Annotated in this window: 21 protein-coding genes; 6 read left to right on the top strand and 15 right to left on the bottom strand. The window is 45.4% G+C overall.

What is annotated here, in order from left to right:
* Positions 1 to 306, top strand: a 306-nt coding sequence (locus QW520_04715; GenBank protein MEM0449104.1) for a glycosyltransferase, incomplete at its 5' end; no start/stop codon positions are given.
* Positions 307 to 330: 24 nt separating this feature from the next.
* Here QW520_04715 and QW520_04710 read toward each other — a convergent pair.
* Positions 331 to 1,464, bottom strand: coding sequence for a hypothetical protein (locus QW520_04710; protein ID MEM0449103.1), 1,134 nt, complete (start codon positions 1,462 to 1,464; stop codon positions 331 to 333).
* A gap of 127 nt (positions 1,465 to 1,591) precedes the next feature.
* On the opposite strand from QW520_04710, the gene QW520_04705 reads away from it, so the two are divergent.
* Entirely contained in the window at positions 1,592 to 2,734 is a 1,143-nt protein-coding gene (locus tag QW520_04705) for an N-acetyl sugar amidotransferase (GenBank protein MEM0449102.1), read from the top strand.
* Here the strand turns inward: QW520_04705 and QW520_04700 are convergent, their stop codons facing one another.
* Genes QW520_04700 through QW520_04675 form a run of 6 tightly spaced genes read right to left on the bottom strand, consistent with a single transcriptional unit; the run spans position 2,735 to position 7,839 of the window.
* On the bottom strand, positions 2,735 to 3,496 hold the full coding sequence (locus tag QW520_04700; GenBank protein ID MEM0449101.1) for an AglZ/HisF2 family acetamidino modification protein: 762 nt from the start codon (positions 3,494 to 3,496) through the stop codon (positions 2,735 to 2,737). It lies immediately after the preceding gene.
* 4 nt (positions 3,497 to 3,500) lie between these two features.
* Positions 3,501 to 4,112 (bottom strand): imidazole glycerol phosphate synthase subunit HisH, encoded by a 612-nt coding sequence (gene hisH / locus QW520_04695; GenBank protein ID MEM0449100.1) that lies wholly within the window; start codon positions 4,110 to 4,112, stop codon positions 3,501 to 3,503.
* Positions 4,113 to 4,169: 57 nt separating this feature from the next.
* Entirely contained in the window at positions 4,170 to 5,279 is a 1,110-nt protein-coding gene (locus QW520_04690; GenBank protein MEM0449099.1) for a glycosyltransferase, read from the bottom strand.
* A 14-nt stretch (positions 5,280 to 5,293) separates the two neighbouring features.
* Positions 5,294 to 6,250: a Gfo/Idh/MocA family oxidoreductase gene (locus QW520_04685; GenBank protein MEM0449098.1), complete on the bottom strand. Its 957-nt coding sequence runs from the start codon at positions 6,248 to 6,250 to the stop codon at positions 5,294 to 5,296.
* Positions 6,251 to 7,348, bottom strand: a complete 1,098-nt coding sequence (locus QW520_04680) for a DegT/DnrJ/EryC1/StrS family aminotransferase (protein MEM0449097.1) — start codon at positions 7,346 to 7,348, stop codon at positions 6,251 to 6,253.
* Positions 7,349 to 7,356: 8 nt separating this feature from the next.
* A complete protein-coding gene (locus tag QW520_04675; GenBank protein ID MEM0449096.1) occupies positions 7,357 to 7,839 on the bottom strand; it encodes an acyltransferase in 483 nt (160 codons plus the stop codon).
* Positions 7,840 to 7,958: 119 nt separating this feature from the next.
* Between QW520_04675 and wecB the strand changes: the two genes are divergently transcribed.
* The 3 genes from wecB to QW520_04660 are packed head-to-tail and all read left to right on the top strand — an operon-like array spanning position 7,959 to position 10,619.
* On the top strand, positions 7,959 to 9,029 hold the full coding sequence (gene wecB, locus QW520_04670; GenBank protein MEM0449095.1) for a UDP-N-acetylglucosamine 2-epimerase (non-hydrolyzing): 1,071 nt from the start codon (positions 7,959 to 7,961) through the stop codon (positions 9,027 to 9,029).
* A gap of 58 nt (positions 9,030 to 9,087) precedes the next feature.
* The gene (locus QW520_04665) at positions 9,088 to 9,912 is read left to right on the top strand and encodes a glycosyltransferase (GenBank protein ID MEM0449094.1); all 825 of its coding nucleotides are present in this window, start codon (positions 9,088 to 9,090) and stop codon (positions 9,910 to 9,912) included.
* Positions 9,913 to 9,947: 35 nt separating this feature from the next.
* Positions 9,948 to 10,619 (top strand): glycosyltransferase family 2 protein, encoded by a 672-nt coding sequence (locus QW520_04660; GenBank protein ID MEM0449093.1) that lies wholly within the window; start codon positions 9,948 to 9,950, stop codon positions 10,617 to 10,619.
* A gap of 12 nt (positions 10,620 to 10,631) precedes the next feature.
* On the opposite strand, the gene QW520_04655 is transcribed toward QW520_04660, so the two are convergent.
* The 5 genes from QW520_04655 to QW520_04635 all read right to left on the bottom strand — a co-directional run bounded on the left by QW520_04655 (position 10,632) and on the right by QW520_04635 (position 14,815).
* Complete coding sequence (locus tag QW520_04655; protein MEM0449092.1) at positions 10,632 to 11,168, bottom strand: uracil-DNA glycosylase; 537 nt, start codon at positions 11,166 to 11,168, stop codon at positions 10,632 to 10,634.
* Position 11,169: 1 nt separating this feature from the next.
* A complete protein-coding gene (gene pyrE / locus QW520_04650) occupies positions 11,170 to 11,703 on the bottom strand; it encodes an orotate phosphoribosyltransferase (GenBank protein ID MEM0449091.1) in 534 nt (177 codons plus the stop codon).
* A gap of 1 nt (position 11,704) precedes the next feature.
* Positions 11,705 to 12,268, bottom strand: coding sequence for a CDP-2,3-bis-(O-geranylgeranyl)-sn-glycerol synthase (locus tag QW520_04645; GenBank protein ID MEM0449090.1), 564 nt, complete (start codon positions 12,266 to 12,268; stop codon positions 11,705 to 11,707).
* 36 nt (positions 12,269 to 12,304) lie between these two features.
* On the bottom strand, positions 12,305 to 14,203 hold the full coding sequence (locus QW520_04640) for an ATP-dependent DNA helicase (GenBank protein MEM0449089.1): 1,899 nt from the start codon (positions 14,201 to 14,203) through the stop codon (positions 12,305 to 12,307).
* A gap of 84 nt (positions 14,204 to 14,287) precedes the next feature.
* Positions 14,288 to 14,815 (bottom strand): DUF6015 family protein, encoded by a 528-nt coding sequence (locus QW520_04635; protein MEM0449088.1) that lies wholly within the window; start codon positions 14,813 to 14,815, stop codon positions 14,288 to 14,290.
* Positions 14,816 to 15,046: 231 nt separating this feature from the next.
* Here QW520_04635 and QW520_04630 point away from each other — a divergent pair, with 231 nt between their 5' ends.
* A complete protein-coding gene (locus tag QW520_04630) occupies positions 15,047 to 15,355 on the top strand; it encodes an MTH1187 family thiamine-binding protein (protein ID MEM0449087.1) in 309 nt (102 codons plus the stop codon).
* A gap of 12 nt (positions 15,356 to 15,367) precedes the next feature.
* Here QW520_04630 and QW520_04625 read toward each other — a convergent pair whose 3' ends face one another.
* From QW520_04625 to QW520_04615, 3 genes are all read right to left on the bottom strand, one after another.
* Positions 15,368 to 16,240 (bottom strand): hypothetical protein, encoded by an 873-nt coding sequence (locus tag QW520_04625; GenBank protein ID MEM0449086.1) that lies wholly within the window; start codon positions 16,238 to 16,240, stop codon positions 15,368 to 15,370.
* Between the two features lie 147 nt (positions 16,241 to 16,387).
* Positions 16,388 to 17,995, bottom strand: a complete 1,608-nt coding sequence (gene serA / locus QW520_04620; protein MEM0449085.1) for a phosphoglycerate dehydrogenase — start codon at positions 17,993 to 17,995, stop codon at positions 16,388 to 16,390.
* Positions 17,992 to 19,056, bottom strand: a complete 1,065-nt coding sequence (locus QW520_04615) for an alanine--glyoxylate aminotransferase family protein (protein MEM0449084.1) — start codon at positions 19,054 to 19,056, stop codon at positions 17,992 to 17,994. The genes serA and QW520_04615 overlap by 4 nt, the downstream gene beginning before the upstream one ends.
* Between the last annotated feature and the right edge of the window lie 52 nt (positions 19,057 to 19,108).

The raw sequence follows: 19,108 nt of genomic DNA, 5'->3' as shown, positions 1-19,108 counted from the left end.
AATACCAGCTTATCAGAGGGAATACCAGTTTCAATAATGGAGGCACATTCATTTGGCATCCCAGCTATAGCCCCAAATGTTGGAGGAATAAGTGAGATAGTAAATAATGAAAACGGAGTACTTATGAATTCAAATCCTAGCGCAACCGAAATAGCAGAAGCAATTATAAAAATTATTGAAGATAATAATAAAAATTCAATTATGCGAGCTAATGCATATAAAAATTGGAAAAAGAATTTTGATTCCGCAATAAATTACAAACAATTTTCTTGTATATTATCAAATATTTTAGAAAAAAAATTATAATTTAAATACTTTTAATTAATTAAATTAATTAATGATGCATTCTATAATTTTCTCCATTTTAACTATATTAGCTTCAGCATTAAAAAATTTGGCTGCATTCGCACTATTTATTTTAAATTTAATTAATTTTTCGTCTGTTAATGACTGTAATATTTTTGCCATGGATTTTGGCTGAAAATCTGAAGCTACCAACCCGCAATCATATTTTTTTACAATTTTTACCATTTCTAAAGATGGTCCTATTGCAACGGCCAATCTAGCTTGAATAAATTCAAAAATTTTATTTGGAAGACCATATTTATAATTTAAATTTACCGGTTCAAAAAAATAAATTCCTACGTCGTAAGCATTTATTGTTTTGACAATACTTTTCATTGGAACTGGATTTATAAAGCGTATGTTATCAACTGATTTTATCATTTTTATCAAATTAAAATAATATTTCTTATCGGTTGGTATGAGCATTAAATCCAATGAGAACCTTTCATCTAGAAAGCGCATTAACTCAATCATTTTTTCTATTTTCCGAGCCTTATGAGCGCTGCCATGATGAATCATTCGAATTTTTCCAGGAATAACCGCTGAAGGCTCTATATCGATATATTCTGTCGCGTTAGTAATAACTTCTGATTTAACTCCATATCTCATGAAATATAAATTTGAAATACCTTCTGAGACAGTTGTTACTTTTTTACATTTTTTTAGATATTTTCTACATAAATAATCTCTATATTTATACATAAAAAAACGCCAAACTATGTCTTCCTCTTGTTGTCCAGGAGAATATTCATGAGCATCATGAAGAATGTTTGATCCATCTGAAATCATGAAAGCTAACTGCAATGAATCTGAGTCGTTAGCAATAATTAAATCATATGCCCTTTCACGCGTATAATTTAAAAAGTCTTGAAAGTCAAATGTTTGGCGATAATATTCCTCATATTTGCCTGTTTTCAAACATATTGCTCTTTTTGAACTTTGAATGAAACCTTTAGGTTTTATAGAAATCTGGATAAATTTAACACCTTCAATATTTGGATTCGTTAAACCAGCGGCTGTGACTTCATACTTTCTAGATAGGTTAATTATTTGCCTGTAAACTCTAGGATCACCATCTAATTTAGAAAAAGAAATTATTAGAATCTTCTTTTTCGCCATTTTTAACTCACCATGAAGAGTGTTAATAATTTCTTAAATTTGGAGGGCGTATGTTCGAGATCTTTAAAAAATCGTGCTTTAGTGAATCATGAAAGATTATTATATTTATTTATCATTTCATTCGAAGGTGGAAAGGCCTTATCAGATTTGCACAAAATGCGTAATGGATACATCAGACCCAGAAATAACATTCGATGAAAATGGGGTATGTAACCATTGCCATCGACGAGATTATTTAATTGAACGCTATGTCTTAAAGGGAGACGTTGGAAAGAGGGCCCTTGATTACTGGGTAAAACGTATAAAGAGTGATGGTAGAAAAAAACCATATGATTGTATAATAGGTATAAGTGGAGGAGTGGATAGTAGTTATGCAGCTTATTTGACTCATAAACTAGGGCTTAGGCCACTCGCAGTACATGTAGATAATGGTTGGAACTCAGAACTATCAGTGAAAAATATAGAATTATTATTAAATAAATTAAATATAGATTTATATACAGAAGTACTTGACTGGGAAACTTTTCGTGATTTACAGGTTGCTTTTTTGAAAGCTTCGACCCCTGACTCAGAAATTCCGACTGATCACGCTATTGTAGCCGTTTTACGAAAAACTGCAGAGAAAGAGAGAATAAAATATATTATTGTAGGGTCGAACTATATGACAGAAACGCACGTTCCTCGCTCATGGTCATATGGTACTGAAGATTTGATGTATATAAAATCTTTAAATCGACTTTTTGGAACTCATTCCCTTGAAAAATTTCCTCACTATAATCTGTTTATGGATTGGGTTTATAAATATAAATTTCAAAGATTTCCAATTTTAAATTATATAGACTATAATAAAACGAGAGCTATTTCTATTTTAAATAATGAAATCGGATGGAAATATTATGGAGGTAAACATTATGAGTCGATTTACACTAGATTCTACCAAGGATATATATTGCCAAAAAAATTTGGTTATGATAAAAGAAGATCTCATTTCTCTAGTCTTATTTGTTCTGGTGAAATGAGTAGAGAAAATGCATTAATAGAGTTACAAAAACCTCCTTATCCACTACAACAGCAACTTGAAGATCGACAATATGTTATTAAAAAATTAGAATTGTCTGAAGAAGAATTTGAACGAATTATGTCTTCTCCTCCAAAGACTCATTTAGACTACCCTTGTTATGATAGATTTTTTATTAAATTACGTAAAAATGGGGCATACAAGTTACTCCAACAGGCTAATAGGAAATTGAAAATAATAAATCAAAGATAATTAAACTAAATATTTTTTCAATTCATTTTCTTCCGGGAAATTTATTAGAATTCCTCTATTTTTTCCGTGGAAAACAAAAAAACTGCTTGCAATTACTCCTGACGCCCCTCCTTCTTTTACAGCCAATTCAAAATGTTTCAGATTTCCGGCCCCTCCATTTGCCAATACTGGAATATCTACAACTTCTGTTACTTTTCTAATAAGTTCGATATCATATCCTGACATTGTGCCTTCTTTATCTATAGATGTAACTATTAATTCGCCTGCACCAAGAGATTCCATATTCCTAGCATGTGTTGATGGATCTTTTTTTATACCAATCTTTCCATTAATAATCATAACTTCATATCTCCCTGAAATAGATTTTTTTGCATCGATTGAAACAATTACACTTTGACTTCCAAATTCATCACTGGCTTCTTTTACAAGTTGTGGATTAGCCACTGCAGCATAATTTAAAATTACCTTTTCAAAACCAATTTTCAAGATTTTTCGACAATCCTCGATGTTTCGAATACCGCCTCCATAACTCATAGGCATAAATGCCTCACTAGCAATATTTTTTAAATAATCAAAATTGGGACCTTTGGACTCAGATGTCGCCGTTATATCAAGAATCGCAATCTCATGAGCTTCTTTTTCATTGAAAATCCTTACGATATTTATTGGATCTCCAAGATAACGCGGATTGGAAAACTTTTCTGTTTTAACACAACCTTTTCCTTTTAAAAGAAGACAAGGGATAACTCTGGTTTTTATCATATAATCACAAACCTGCAAAATTATTAAGCAACTCTATACCCCAACGAAGACTTTTTTCTGGATGAAATTGCACACCGATTATATTATCATGCTGAAATGCTGAAGTAAAAGTAATCCCATAATCTGTCGTTGCTAGAACATCCATAGAATTCTCGCAAACAACATGATATGAGTGGGCAAAGTAAAAATTACATTCCCCGTAGAGATTGTTAAAAATAGGGTGTGATCTTTGAATTCTAATCGAATTCCATCCCATGTTTGGAATGCGTTTTCCATTCATTTCCTCTTTTCGGAATCGAACGGTCTTAGCATTTATCCATCCAAGGCCAGGGCTCTCACCCTCCTCACTATAATTAGTCATAAGTTGCATCCCCAAGCAAATTCCTAAAACTGGTATCTTTTCACCAATTATTTTTTTATTAAGACAATTTATCAAACCTGTTTTTTCAAGATTGTCCATACCTGTTTTGAAAGCTCCAACACCAGGTAAAATAATTTTTTTAGCTTTATTAATAACAATCGGATCTGAACTTATTATAGAATTATAGCCTAGTTTATTTAAAATATTATGAATTGAACCAACATTACCAGTTTGATAATCTACTATTACAATCATATTAAATTTTCCTCCTTAATAATACAATTATTCATAGCGCATTTTAAATATTCAATCTCATAAAAATAATGATTCAAACGCATTAACCAGACGACCCCTCATGAACGACCAATTGTATTCATTTTCAACAATTCTCTTTGCATTAGATATCATTTGTTTTCTTTTATTTGTATTCATGAGTGTTTCGAAAGCCATTAGTAATTCCTCTTTATTCCAATTTAAGGATAAACCGCACCCAACTCTTTCCACGATTTCTCCAGCCAATGTGCCTTTGGATGTTAAAACAGGTGTGCCAAGCGCCATTGCTTCAAAAAGTCGATTCGGAGTACCGATTTGATTATTCAGATTTGAAGGGTCCATCATTACCATAACAACATCAGCGGATGAGATCAGGTCATAGATTTCCGTCTTATTCTTATATCCAACGAATTCGATGCGTGAACACCTCTTCGCAGCTTCTACGACTTTTTTTTCTAATCTTCCCCTACCCGCTAAAACAAATCTTAGACCTTCATTAGATTCTACAAAAGAAATCATTTCCTCAATATATCTATTAGGTTCAAGACTGCCTCCATAGAAAATAGTGATTTCCTTTTCATTTTTTTTGATAATCTGATGTTTTTCTAAAGGTATATCGATACAATTCATAACAACTACAATTTCACCAGGGAACCATTTTTTAAGATAATCTGCTATACGTTCATTTGCTGCGATTATCAAAGAAACTTTACGAACAAGAATCCTTTCCAATTCGTCTAGAATCTTTACGACAAAATTAGGAACGTCTTCGCTTACCATATATGCATAATGTTCATGCGCATCATACACTAGCTTTGCTTCATTTAATTTAGAAATAATCACACCTGGAATCAAGGTGTCGAGGTCGTGAGCATGCACAACGTCAGGTTTTTCTTTCTTAGCGAGTTTGATCACAGTTAAATAGAACCTTCCAAGATTTAAAAAATAAGAAATTTTTCGGGATACTTTGCCTACCCTTATTCTTCTTACTCTAAAGTCTGATTTCTCTTCTTCAGGAAATTTACATTCTCTATCCCAAGCAAAAACAACAACTTGTAATCCTTCATGAGATAATGCAGATGCTTCTTTCTCCACTCTTACATCGGGTCTGAATTCATTAGACAATAACATCAGAACTTTACCTTTCAAGATTGACTCGCTCCTTATTCATTGAGAAGGTTGATTGTGCAATTCTTTACTAACGATTTTTTACTAATTTCAATTAGCTCTACCGTCTTCAATCCGATTAAGCCAGAGTTGCGAGTTTCTGTCATTGGATCTCCGATGCTTTGCAAAAAATGCATTAGTTCGGTTCGTATTGTATTATTACGCTCCACTCCTAATTTGTAAGTGTAGCCAGATTCATAGACTAATATCTCTTGGGCCACTGCATCGATGTAAGCTGAACGACTTTCTCCAATTACATTAATCTGCCTAACTTTCTTGGGAGATAGCCAGCTCAAGGTGGCGTGGGAAAGCACTCCTGATTTCATCTCCGATATTATATAGGCCGCTTCTTCCATTTCCTTGCGCCTGAAAGGCTTTGCCACACAAGTAATCTTTATCGGCCATTCGTCAAGCAGATAATTTATTATATCGAAGTAATGAGGAGCGAGGTCCACAATCACATCCCTATCGGCAAAAGGCTGCTCGAGATTTGTCCACTCCATCTCGATCATGAAGATCTTGCCGAAAAACCTTTCCTTTATTAATCTTCGAATTTCAGCTAAAGCATTATTGAAACGATATATATGGCCAACAGAGAGGGTAAGATTCATCTCCTCCGCCAATTCGACTAGTTGCTTACCTTCCTCGGTCGTAAGTGTCATTGGCTTCTCTACCAGTACATGCTTCCCCGCCATCAAAGCATCTTTGCAGGCTTGGAAGTGCAGAGCGTTGGGTAGGCACACATTCACAGCTTTGATATCGGGTATGCTGAGCACCTCACGATAGTCATGATACAAACCTTCCACGCCGAATCTTTCCCTAGCCATCTCTAAATTCCTATCAGAAAGGTCAGACACCGCTTTCACCTGAACGTTAGGAATGGCGCTCCATTCCTCCACAATCTTGCGCCCCCAATACCCTACTCCCAGAACCCCTACCTGGAACTTCGGCATCTATAACCCCCAATAAAATTCTTTTATCACGTCGCAAATCTCCTTCACTTCTGATGATGTGAGTGAGGGGAACATGGGAAGAGACATCAATTCTTTAGCCAGCCTTTCGCTCACGGGGAACTCCCCCCCTCGATACCCATACATCTGCTGATATATCGGCTGCAGATGGACAGGCAGTGGATAATGGACGCCTACCTCGATCCCTCTCATCTCCAAGTATTTTGCTAAATCATCGCGCCTTTGGCATCTAATCACAAAAAGATGGAACACTGGCCTGATTTCACTCCCGCCTAAAGGAGGAAGACGTATACTCTCGAGTCCCTTCAGCTCCTTGGCATAAAGATTAGCCAACTCTCGCCTTTTCTCGTTATATGAGTCCAAGTTCCTTAGCTGTATCAGTCCGATGGCTGCATTGCATGAATTGAGCCTGGAAGTGTAGCCGACGACGTCATGGACGTAGCGCGAGACCCTCCCACAGTCCCTAAGCTTGGCCAACTCCTTGGCTAACTTCTCATCATTGGTGGTTATCATTCCTCCATCTCCTCCTACCGTCATATTCTTAGTGGGATAGAAGGAGAAGCAGCCCATATCGCCGATCGATCCTACTTTTTTTCCTTTATAAACAGCTCCATGAGCCTGGCAAGCGTCCTCCACCAGCAGGAGTTTTCTTTTTTTGCATATATCCACCACAGGATCCATGTCCGTTGGATGCCCATAGAGATGCACTGGCAGGATTCCAGCTGTATCTTTTCCAATCGTCTTGACCAATTTTATGACGTCCAAATTATAATCTAACTCATTTACATCTGAGAATCGCGGAATAGCGCCTGCTTGAATCACTGCGTTGGCGCTAGCTATGAAAGTGAACGGGGTAGTAAGCACCTCTTTGCCGCAGACCTTCGCCGCTATGAGCGCCATCTGCAGCGCGTTCGTCCCTGAAGAACAGGAAATGGCATAGTCCGTGCCGATGTAACGGGCGAACTCTTCCTCGAATTTCTTAACGCTCTCTCCCATGACTAAGCGCTCGTTCCTCAATGCTGAAGCGGCGGCTTCGATCATCTCTGGCGTCATTTCTGGTCTCGACAGCGGTATTTTCATCGCACTTCTCACCTTAGATTCTTGATGACCCTAGCAGGATTACCCACCACCAAGGTTCTGGGCGGGACGTTTTTGGTCACAACTGAACCTGCTCCAACCATGGCACCTTCCCCTATGGTGATGCCGCACACTATAGTGGCATTAGCCCCGATCGAGGCTCCTTTTTTGACCAGTGTGGGCGTGATGCTCCAATCTCCCACGGCGCGCGGATGCAGGTCATTGGTGAAGGTCGCATGCGGACCGATGAAGACCTCGTCCTCTATAGTAACGCCAGAAGGTATGAAGGCGAAGGCCTCTATCTTGCACCTATCGCCAATAATAACCCCTCTTTGTATCTCGGTAAAAGCCGCAATCTTGCAATCACGACCTATCTTACATCCATATAAATTCACAAAATCCCTGACAATGGTGCCTTCTCCTATCTCGCAGTCATTGATGGAATAGAATTTTGCCAGTAATTTGAATTTTGAGTTCTGTGGAGCTTCATTCATGCGTCTCGTCCATAGTCCCGCCATGATTAAAGGTTTGTCCTTAGAAAGTGCGCGAAATATTTTCTGGATGAATCCTTTGAAGGATAACCCAGAAATAGAAGGAATCTGATGAGCGGCGCGTGAGAATCGCTACCGTGGTTGGCGCCAGACCTCAATTTGTAAAATGCGCCCCTCTCTCCAAAGAGATCAGAAAGAAAGACCATGAGATTCTAATTCATACCGGTCAGCATTATGATTATGAGATGTCCAAGGTGTTCTTCGATGAATTGCAGATACCGGAGCCAGATTACAACCTCAATGTGGGTTCCGGCAGCCATGGGGAGCAGACTGGAAGAGCCCTGGAGGCCATCGAGAAGACTTTAATCGAGGTCAAACCCAAGCTGGTCATAGTCTACGGCGATACAAATTCGACCTTGGCAGGAGCGTTAGCAGCAGCCAAATTAAACATTCCAGTTTGTCATGTCGAAGCAGGGTTGCGCTCCTACGACCGCAAGATGCCTGAAGAAATCAATAGAGTGCTCACAGACCACGTATCATCTGTGCTCTTCGCCCCCACGGAAAGGGCGGTGGAGAATCTCTCAAAGGAGGGAATACGTAAAGGAGTCTATAGGGTTGGAGATGTGATGGTAGACTCATTGGCCATGGCGAAAAAGGCTGCCGCAGCTCCCTCACCCATGATAGAATCATTGAATTTAGAGAAGGGGAAATACATCGCCATGACCATGCATCGATCCCAGAACACGGATAACCCACAAAATCTCAGGAGGATAATTTCAGCCCTGTCTCGAATTGAAGAGAGGGTGATCTTTCCTGTACATCCTAGAACGCGCAAGGCTTTGCAAACCGAGGGACTTATCCACAATCTCCCAGGTAATCTGAGCCTTATCGATCCTTTGGGATATGTGGATATGATACGACTAATGTCGAACGCAAGAGTAATTCTCACCGACTCAGGGGGAATTCAAAAGGAGAGCTACCTTCTCGGAGTGAGATGCGTTACCATGCGTGACACCACGGAATGGCCCGAGACGCTGAGGGGGGGTATGAACATCCTTGTTGGCTCTGATCCTGAGAAAATAATTAAGGCCTTGAGCAAGGACTTTAAGGTGAAGAAGTTTAAAGGAAACCCCTTTGGAACGCCTGGAGCCTCCAAGAGGATAGTTTCTCGCCTGAGGAGATTGAGTTTTTAAGCATATAAGCACTCATCACTCGACACTTATTAATTCAATTAGGGAATTAGGCGTCAGGATGTTGGTCAGCGTAGTCCTGAATGTGATGAATGAGGAGAAGAATATATCCGATTTGCTCGATTCCTTAGTGGTCCAGGAGCAGCCGTTAGAGATCATAGTAGTGGACGCAAAATCTAAGGATCGGACGCTGGAGATCGCTCAAAGTTATGCTCAGAGATACCCTTTCATAAAAGTATATGTGGAGCCTGGTTCGCGTGGCCATAGCACCAATTTCGGGATTTCCAAGGCCACAGGGGACATCATCGCCTTCACGGGTGGTGACTGCATAGCCAATCCCTTTTGGGTAAAGGAGCTGCGCAAGACGATTCAAGAGGGAGCGCCTATTGTAGCTGGCAAGTGCATAAACATCGGCCTGAAAGCATGGGAGGAGTTGGACAGGGTCGAGCTCTATTACAAAGGCGTGGATTGCTCATATCCTAGCGCCAACGAGGCCTTCCGACGGGATGTGATAGAGAAGGTGAAGGGATTCGACACTTGGTTTGTCACCGCTGAGGACATAGATTTGAACTATAGAGCTGCGGATGCGGGTTACAAGATAGTGTATAATCCTAACGCCATCGTTTACCATCGTACCAAAGCCACCATCTATCGTTTCTATAAACAGGCTTTCTGGAATGGAGTGGGTAGGAAGCAGCTCACCTTGAAGCATGGGAGGCTATGGGATAAATATGATCCAATGCGCATGTTCAAGCAGAGAATGACTTTTTGGTCACTCACCAGGCTGGCCGTGGCGCTCATGGGATACGTGGGCTACAAGCTTTTCGACGCCAGGCCTCCCTATTCCAAGCGCCTCATGGGAGTGCAGGAGAAGCAAACATTTTAACCGCGTCTCTGGTTAAGCATGGAGGACGTGCTCCATTGAAGGTAAGCATAGTGATTCCGACCATGAACGAAGAGGAGTCCATCGGAGCGGTGATGGACGCCATAAACGCTGCGATGAGCACTTCGAGCTATGCTTATGAGGTGCTGATCGTGGATATCTCACAGGACAGGACTAAAGAGATCGCCGCGTCCAAGGGTGCGAAGGTTATCGAGGAGCAGCGAAGGGGGTACGGAAGAGCCTACAAAACAGGTTTCCAGGCGGCACAAGGGGAGGTTATTGCTACCTTGGACGCTGACTGCACCTACCCTGCAGAAGAGATACCCAGATTAGTAGCGATGCTATTCTCAGAGGGCTTGGATTTCATAACTACGGATCGCTTCGCAAATATGGAAGAAGGGGCGATGTCTGGAATGCATCGCTTTGGCAATAAATTGCTAACATTCACTGCTCGCCTCCTTTTCCACGTCAGGTTCAAAGACTCGCAAAGCGGTATGTGGGTATTCCGCAAGGAGTGCCTAAAGAAGTTGAATCTTACCAACGATGGGATGCCTTTCTCAGAAGAGATTAAGATAGAGGCTTTTCGCAATCTTAGGGCGCGAGAGGTGCCTATCGTGTATAGAAAAAGAGTGGGAGAGGTAAAACTCTCCTCTTGGAAGGACGGATGGAAGAATTTCAAATTCCTGTGGAGGAAGAGATTCATAGCATAGTTCCCCAGAGGTTCAGAAGTGGGGAAACCTCTGCTTGACGGTTTTAATAGCGTTCCGAAGACCTTCTTTCGCCTCTAAGTTCCTGAGCGCTGCTGAAGGATGATAAGTTGGCATCACATCTATCCTCTCCCCTCGCAGCGATACGGTGAAGATCTGATTCGCCACTTCCTTCATCTTTAAGTCTCGACCCAGGATGCACTCAGATGCCGTCTTGCCCAGGGTCACGATAAGTTCCCTTCCCCTAAGCTCATCCTCCAAATAGGCAAGGCAAGCCTCAATCTCCTCTTGCTTTGGTCGCCGATTACCCGGAGGCCGACATTTCACCACATTCGTTATCATGATACTGTCGCGGGGAAGCTTTTCCTCCTCCAGTATTCGGTCCAATAATTTGCCCGCGCGGCCTACGAAAGGCACACCATAGAGGTCCTCTTTTTCACCTGGCGCTTCTCCTACGAAAACTACAGGCGAGAAAAGATCTCCTGCCGGTGCAACCACTTTTGTGCGACCCTGCTTAAGTTGACATAGATCGCAATCTAGATCTATCAACATATCATGCCTCCAACAGATCCTTGGCGGTGAGCAAGGGAAAAAGCTCTACGCCATAATCTCTCAAGCGCTCCATTCCACCTTCCTGCCTATCGATCACGGTGAGGACCGCTTCCACCTTAGCCCCCGCAGCTCTCAATACCTCAATGGCCTGAGTCGAAGAGGCGGCGGAAGTCACGACATCTTCCACCACCAGAACCCTATCGTTCTGTCTAAGGTCCCCCTCGATCATCTTCGATGTACCATGATCCTTGCGCTCCTTGCGCACCATAACGTATGGAATTCCAGTGCGAAGGGAAAGGGCTACCGCCAGAGGCACAGAACCGAGCACCACCCCAGCTATGCGATCGAAGGCCAGCTCCTTAGCCAAAACCATGCCGGCCATCTCCTCGGTTATCTCCGCCAACACCATGGGGTCCGTGGATGCCCTCTTTATGTCGATGTAATAGTTGCTCCTTTTCCCAGAGGCCAGGGTGAAGTCACCGTACACCAGCGCCCCACACTCCTTCAGTATCTCCTTCAATCTCATCTTGCTCATTTCACCAAGGCTCCTTCTTCAACCCCTTCTTGAAACCGATTATGTTCACCAATCTATGGATCACTGGCACCACCAACAGGAGGACGGCTAAGGCCACAATCCCCAAACCTTGCAAATACCTTTCCGATATCCATTGAGGCTGCACCAGCAGCGCTAGCAGTAAAGCGCCCACCACGAAATCATATTGATCTAAACCCGTGACCTTGGCGCCTCTCTCCAATCCTAGCCTCCTTTTTACGAATGCCCCCCCTAAGTCTCCCAACAAGGAGCCTATGGCCAAGGCCAGGATTATTAGAAGAGCCTCAGGCATCAGTCCGAATCCTAAATAATCTTCCGAACCTAAAAGATCCCCCACCAGAAGCTGAATCAGTCCCACTAGGATGCCAGTGAGCGTACCGCCGAGAAAACCTCTCCATGTCTTCCCGTCGCCGAGGATGCGCTTTCCCCTCCAGGTCCGCCCCATATCCATTGGCAACCCTCCGCCGAAGAACACGGCCGCTGAGTTTGGCACCATGGCGGGCAAGAACACCCATATGCCCAAAGCTATGGAGGTCAGCGTGTCCACGCCTCAGGATTTCAACGCGGCGTTTAGAACCTTTCGCTAAAGGCCTTTGAAGGAGAAGAAACTCAAAAGGTCATTAGGAAGAGTGTTAGCGACCCGCATTTCCAGCTGATCAGCGAAATGCTTAGCTCTCTTATCAAAAATCACCGCTGCTCCCACATCCGTCTCGTTGCGGATGAGTCGTCCTATGCACTGCTTTATCTTCCTAGCGGCCGGAACCTTTACCGTGTACTCCCAACCTTTTCCGAACTTGATCTCGTAATAGTGCAGCAGCGCTCGCTGTCTTGCCGTTGGCTTAGGATATGGAATACCTACAAGAAGAGCGACTTCCAGCTCCCTATCCGGAAAATCGATTCCTTCGCTCACCCTTCCACCCATCACCGCGAAGAGCACCTGCCCCTCCGCCGACTGCATCTTGAAGCTTGCCACTGACTCCATAAGTTCCGCTTGGGGCATGCCCCTTTCTTCCACGAATACCTTTTTCCGGATCTTCGCCAGAACGCCATCGGACAGGAAGCGGTCCATCAATCCGTACGAGGGAAAGAATACCACCGTGTTCCGGTCTAGCGCATTGCAGCATCGAATGACGTAATCCTCCATTCGGACTAATATCTCCTCATCCTTGACCATGTCCTCGTACTTCGTGGTGACATCCTCTGCGTATAGAATCAGACGATTTGCTGGATCGAATGGTGAGGGAAAGGCGCGGAGAATGGTACCTTCTGGTAGACCTATGGAATCGCGGTATTCGTGTAAAGGGGCAAGGGTTCCAGACATGTGAAGCGAGCCGGCGCAGTCATGGAAGAAGCTACAAGCTAAGGACGGGTCGAGACAATAAGCTTCGAAGCGAGGATTATCGCCCCCCACCACAAGCTTGACGTAGTAATCCTCATCCAACTTGAGCCAGAGGCTTAGGAACGCCCCTAATGAATAGATGTAAGAGCGCGGCAATCGCCCTTGCTCCTTCTTGCTCTCTCTTATTATCTCTCCGTGAGTCATGATGGCCTTGCAGGCAATGCCCAATTGCCTAGAAGTGAGGGCGAAAGCCTGCATGAGCCCCACCGTGAGCAGGTCTGGAGGTATCAGGCCATCCTCATCCAGGACATATTCTTTAACCGCTTCCTCCAACATTACTTGCAAACGCTCGGCTACATCCCTGATGCTCACGCCCTCGGCAACCTCTGGGTCCCCATACTCATCCAATTCCCTCTGCACCATGATTAGGGAAGCTTTGGATAGCTGGAGAGAGCGGGATTCCCGAGCGTATTCGGGGAGGTTATGCGCTTCATCCACCACTATAATTATGTCAGAGAGGGGGACGTTCAACCTGTCAATGAAAGACTCTCTAACGAAAGGGGTGAAAAAATAGGCGTAGGGAGCAGTGACAACAGTGGCATATGACAGCAGCTCTTTGTTCAACTCATATGGACACAGGGCGAGCGATTCGCAATATTGGGAGAACTCTTCCACTGTAGGCAACTCTCTTTGACAATACTCCAGAATGCTTTCAAAAGGGTAGCTCAGCATGGCTTCGTAGAAACGGCAGCCTCCTTCCTTTCCTGTTAAGGATCTGCGCTTGCGCTCCCCACATAGCCGGGAGAGTTCCTCTGCGTTCCCCTGCTTCAATTCCGGGTCGCGGGAGAAGAGCGGACAGGTTGATTGTCGCCCCTGCACCCCCAATCCGAATATTTTAGCCTGAGAATTTATGCGGCGGAGCTCCAGGATGACTTGTCGCTGCTGAGAGTTGGTCCTGGTAAGGTATACTACTTTACGCCCTGCGGCTAAAGCCACTTCCAGCGAAGCCGATAAGGCGCAAACGGTCTTCCCCGTTCCCGTCCCGCTCTCCATCACGATGTGCCCTCTATCCCGCAGGCTCGACAAAATGCATGCTACAATCTCATTTTGATGCTTTCTAGGTGGATAGGGGAAGAGTTTCATCTAATGAAATAGGCAGGTAGGATGAGAATAGAATTTCGCGGAGATGAGCGAAAATGGTCCTTTTGAACAATCCTAAGGTAAGTTTTAGGTGTTTCTGCGCCAGATCTCTTCGGGCACTTCATCGTAACAAGTTTCCATATTATCATTTCCGCCGTTGCAGTGGCCATTGCCCGAAATGAGCTCATATATCCTTTCCTTCTTGAAAAGCCAATAGTGAATCCTCCACTCCCTCCCATCGTATAGAGTGGTCTCCTCTCTTTCTGTGGTGAGGATACCAGTGTCCTCGAGCATATAGAAGGCGTCCCGATCCTCGGGCTCCAATATGTTGTCGATGATGCGTTCAGAATAGCCGAAGAAATTCATCACATGCTGGGCCATGGCCCTCGCCTGGTCCTCAGGCATTCCCGCCTGATCGATGCTGGTCTTTATTGCTTGGGTAAGGTCATCCACAGTCAGGGTCAAGAACTTACCATTCTCCCCCAACATAATGTCGTCTACTTGCTTTTTCCCATTTCTTTCTTTCTCGAACTCCGAGCTTCCGGACGCCTTTCCATTTGCCTTCTTTTCCTTGGAAAAACCATTGCCCTTAACGGATGCGCTCTTGGACATCATCTAAATCTCAGGCCCCCCTATAGATGAATCATATGCGATTGCGATTTGCGAGTCAGATAGACCTACGCAATTCAACATCTTGTATTTATAATTTGGTGTCGAGAGACATAACACATGTTAATCCATTTCAGGTAATCTGGCATATCTATTTTCCTGAGCAGAGTGTGCATGAGATGCAATCATAAAAGGATTTAATAGGAGGAGTGTGGGAAGATAACATTGTGAGTTGTCATGATCGCCCAATTTAAAGTCATACCCGTCGGCAAAGGGGAAAGCCTATCAAGTTATGTCGCTGAGTGCGTGCGGATCGTAAAAGAGAGCGGACTCAAATATCAGCTAACGCCCATGGCCACCATAATCGAAGGCGAATGGGATGAAGTCATGGAAGTTATCGGCAAATGCCATCATAAAGTACGCTCCATGTGCAACCGGGTTGTCACTAGCATTGAGGTGGATGACCGTGGCGGACATAAGGATGCTATGGAGCAGAAGGTCAGAAGCGTCCAGGATAAGCTCTCCAGAGCCCATCCATCAATGTAATAGTCAGTTCAACTAGCCCTGTGTTGCACTTGGATAGCGCTTAGCTAGCTCACCACCGATAAGCATCAAGATAACCATACCCATGAGAGAAACCACCAGTATCATGACGAGTTCATTTATCCCTTCGAAACTGGTTGCCCCTATGGCTAGTGCGGCTGAGACGTTTCTGTAGGCCGCCCCCAATGCCAGCACCTTCTTCTTGTTCACGTCCCGTCCTCCCATGCCCCAGCCGAGGGCGAAGGCAAGCAGCGCGAAGACGAGCGATACCAAGATGGCGGTGGTGCCAATCACGCTAGCTAGGTAATCGAAATAGGCCACGAAAACCGCGATAACGAGGATCGCCAAGCTGAAATTGGCCACCTGGGCCATGAGGGGGGCCAGACGGTCGGCAACCTCCCCATATCGAGCCTTTACAAAAAGGGAGAAAGCAAGCGGGAGGAGTAGGAGTGTGATCAAAGAGCGAGCCAGCTCCCATGCACCAATATCCAGATCATCGATAAGCAATGGAAGAACGAGCGGCGCCAAGACGATGGTAGCCATCATGAGCAACACCATGAGTCCAACGGACAGCGCCATGTCCCCTTTAGCCACATGAGCCAGTTTGGGAAGGAAGGGACAGCCAGCACAGAATGCCACGATCAGAAACCCCGCGGCCAAGTCTTCTGGCAAGGGGAAAGCCCAGATGAGAAATAGGGCTAGCAGGGGAACGAGGACAAAACTCACCAGTAAGGCCGAGGCTACCATCCTGAAATCGCGCAAAGGTTGAAGAATCTGCCGCAAGGTGAGCGAGAAACCCATGGATAGCATACTGCACACTACGAAGGCTAGTCCCATGACGGTCCCGATCGATGCCATGAACTCTTTTATGCTAACCATATCTACCATTTGCCAACCTCTTCCATTGACGTGGACTGTATCAGAGCCTATATGGCAAAGACGATATCAATACGCTCTCAGTCGATTAATGCCTTGCCTCGCATGTTTGTACATTCCCTAAAATTCCCATCATCCTTTCGGACCGCCCTTATTTTCTTAAGAGATGTAGGACTTAGGACGCATCTGGGAGAGGCGGATGAAGCGCGCCTCCTTGAAGTCCTTGAGCTTGAGCATGTAATCGAGAACCTCCTTGGAGACCACATCATCCACTGCCACCAACATGATCGCCATCCCCCCTCTGGTCTCGCGCCCGACGCCCATGCGAGCGATGTTGATGTGATTCTCTCCTAATACGGTTCCTACACGGCCGATGATGCCGGGGACGTCATTATGCTTGGTCAAGAGGAAATCTCCTTCAATTGGCATGTCAAGGTCATATTCATCCACTCCCAATAGCCTCATCTGAGTGCCAGGGAAGACGGTCCCCCGCACCTCACGGCTGACCCCATCGGAATGGATCCGGACGGAGATCATATTTACATACCTAGGCGACTCCTCGCTCCTGGTCTCGGTGATCTGAATTCCTTTCTCTTTGGCTATGTACGAAGCATTAACTATGTTCACTTGCTGCTCTCCGATTATATGGCTCAGGACGCCGATTATGGCGGAAGTGCTCAGGGTCTTGGTGTCCAATAGGGCTAGCTCTCCAAAGTAGCCCACCTCTATTTTCTTCACCGGACCGTCGACCAGCTGGAAGGCGAAGGAGGCCAAGGTCTCGGCCAAGGGTATATACGGAAGCACTTTTGGCTCCACTCTTCCCAAGGGTGCATTGACAGCATTGGAAATCTTACCTTCCACCAGGAAGGCTTTGACGCACTCCGCCATCTCCAACGATACTTTCTCCTGTGCTTCCTTGGTGCTAGCTCCCAGGTGGGGGGTCACGATTATGTTATCCAATTCCAGGAGCTTAGATCCCTTGGGAGGCTCGTTCTCGAACACATCCAAGGCCGCGCCAGCTATGCGCTTGGACTTCAAGGCCTCGTACAACGCCTCCTCATCCACTATCCCTCCCCTAGCACAGTTGATGAGCAGGACGTGCGGCTTCATCAGGCGGAATTGCTCTTTTCCTATCATGTGCTTGGTGCTTGGCGTAAGCGGGGCATGTATGGTTATTATGTCCGCCTCCTCGATGACTTTCTCCAGCGGCATCAACCTGACACCTAGCTTGACCGCTGCCTCTGCTGGCAAAAAGGGGTCGTAGCCTACCATCTTCATCTGGAAGGAGCGGGCTCGCTTGGCCACCTCCGCTCCCACGCGCCCAACTCCCACAATACCCAAGGTCTTCCCGTTGAGCTCGGTGCCAATGAACTTGGATCTCTCCCATTTTCCACTCTTTAAAGAAGCATCCGCCCATACTATCTTGCGGGCTAATGATAGCATCATGGCCATGGTATGCTCCGCCGCGGATACGATATTTCCCAAGGGTGTGTTCATGACTAACACGCCCCTGCGCGTCGCCGCTTCCACGTCTACGTTGTCCACCCCTACGCCCGCTCGGCCCACTACCTTAAGTTTCTTGCCCGCCTCGATCACCTCCCTGGTGACCTTGGTGCCTGAGCGGATGATCAACGCCTCGTAATCGCTGATTATCCTGATTAGCTCCTCATGAGGAATGCCTGGTCTTACATCCACCTGCAAACTTGAGTCCTTCGTGAGTATCTCAAGCCCCTCTTTAGAGAGTTCATCTGTGACCAACACCTTCATCGCATCGCCTCCAATGACTCGTCCAGGGCTTTGAACAGGTCATTCATGTCCCTCATGGTCAGATCTCCCATATGCCCTATGCGGAAGGTCGAATCCTTTATCTTACCATAGCCTGGAGATATCTCAAAGCCACGCGCCTTCAGCTCCTTGTCCAGCCTAGCGAAGTCTAGGCCACCGGATTCTATCACGGTTATGGTCTCAGACTCATAGCCTTTCTCTGCGAAAAGCTTGAAACGTTTCCGCGCCCAAGCCCTGGTGGCCTCGGCCATCTCATGATGGCGCGCATAGCGGTTGGCCATGCCCTCCTTCAACATCTTATCTAGTTGATAGTCGAGGCCATACATTAAAGAGATGGGGGGCGTGGTCAAGGGCATATCCTTGTCCGCGGCCTTCTTGTATTCCAAGAGGTCCATATAATAGCCTCGCCCCTGTACTTTTTCTGCCACCTTGAGCAATCGGTCGGAACAGCATATGATGGCCAACCCTGGAGGTAATGCCAGAGCCTTCTGGGATCCGAACACTAGGGCATCGATCTCCATCTCCCGTAGCTTGAGGTCCACCGCTCCCACTGAGGTGACACCGTCGACGAAGATCAAGGGATCGCCCTCAGCTTTGAACAATCTGACGAGTTCTTTGGTAGGATTTAGCACGCCGGTGGAGCTCTCATTTGATACTATAGTCACCGCTTCCGTTGCGGGCTCTAGCTTACCCGCCACGTCCACGCATCGAATAGCCTTGCCCCAGGCCACCTCTACACGCTTGACCGTCTTGCCGCACGCCACGCCGATCTGCGCCCATCTATCGCCAAAGGAGCCATTGGTGAGCGACATCATATGATCGTGCACGCCGCTACGCACACATGCCTCGAGGAAGCCAGTGGCGGAAGCAGGCATGAGGAATATATTCATATCCGTATCAAGGACCTTATGCAGCTTCTCCACGATGCTGCACTGCAATTGCGCATATTCCTTACCGCGATGGATCATCATGGGTTTGCTCATCGCCCTCAGGGTGTCCTCGAATACCTCTACTGGTCCGACTGTGAATAGCCTGTTACCCACTTGTCTTCCCCCGTGTTCCGTTTGGAGGCGCGCCGAACTCTCGGCACAAAGC

The sequence above is a fragment of the Methanomassiliicoccales archaeon genome (assembly GCA_038740345.1).
Lineage (GTDB): Archaea > Thermoplasmatota > Thermoplasmata > Methanomassiliicoccales > UBA472 > JAJRAN01.
This window is presented reverse-complemented; position numbering and strand designations above follow the sequence as displayed.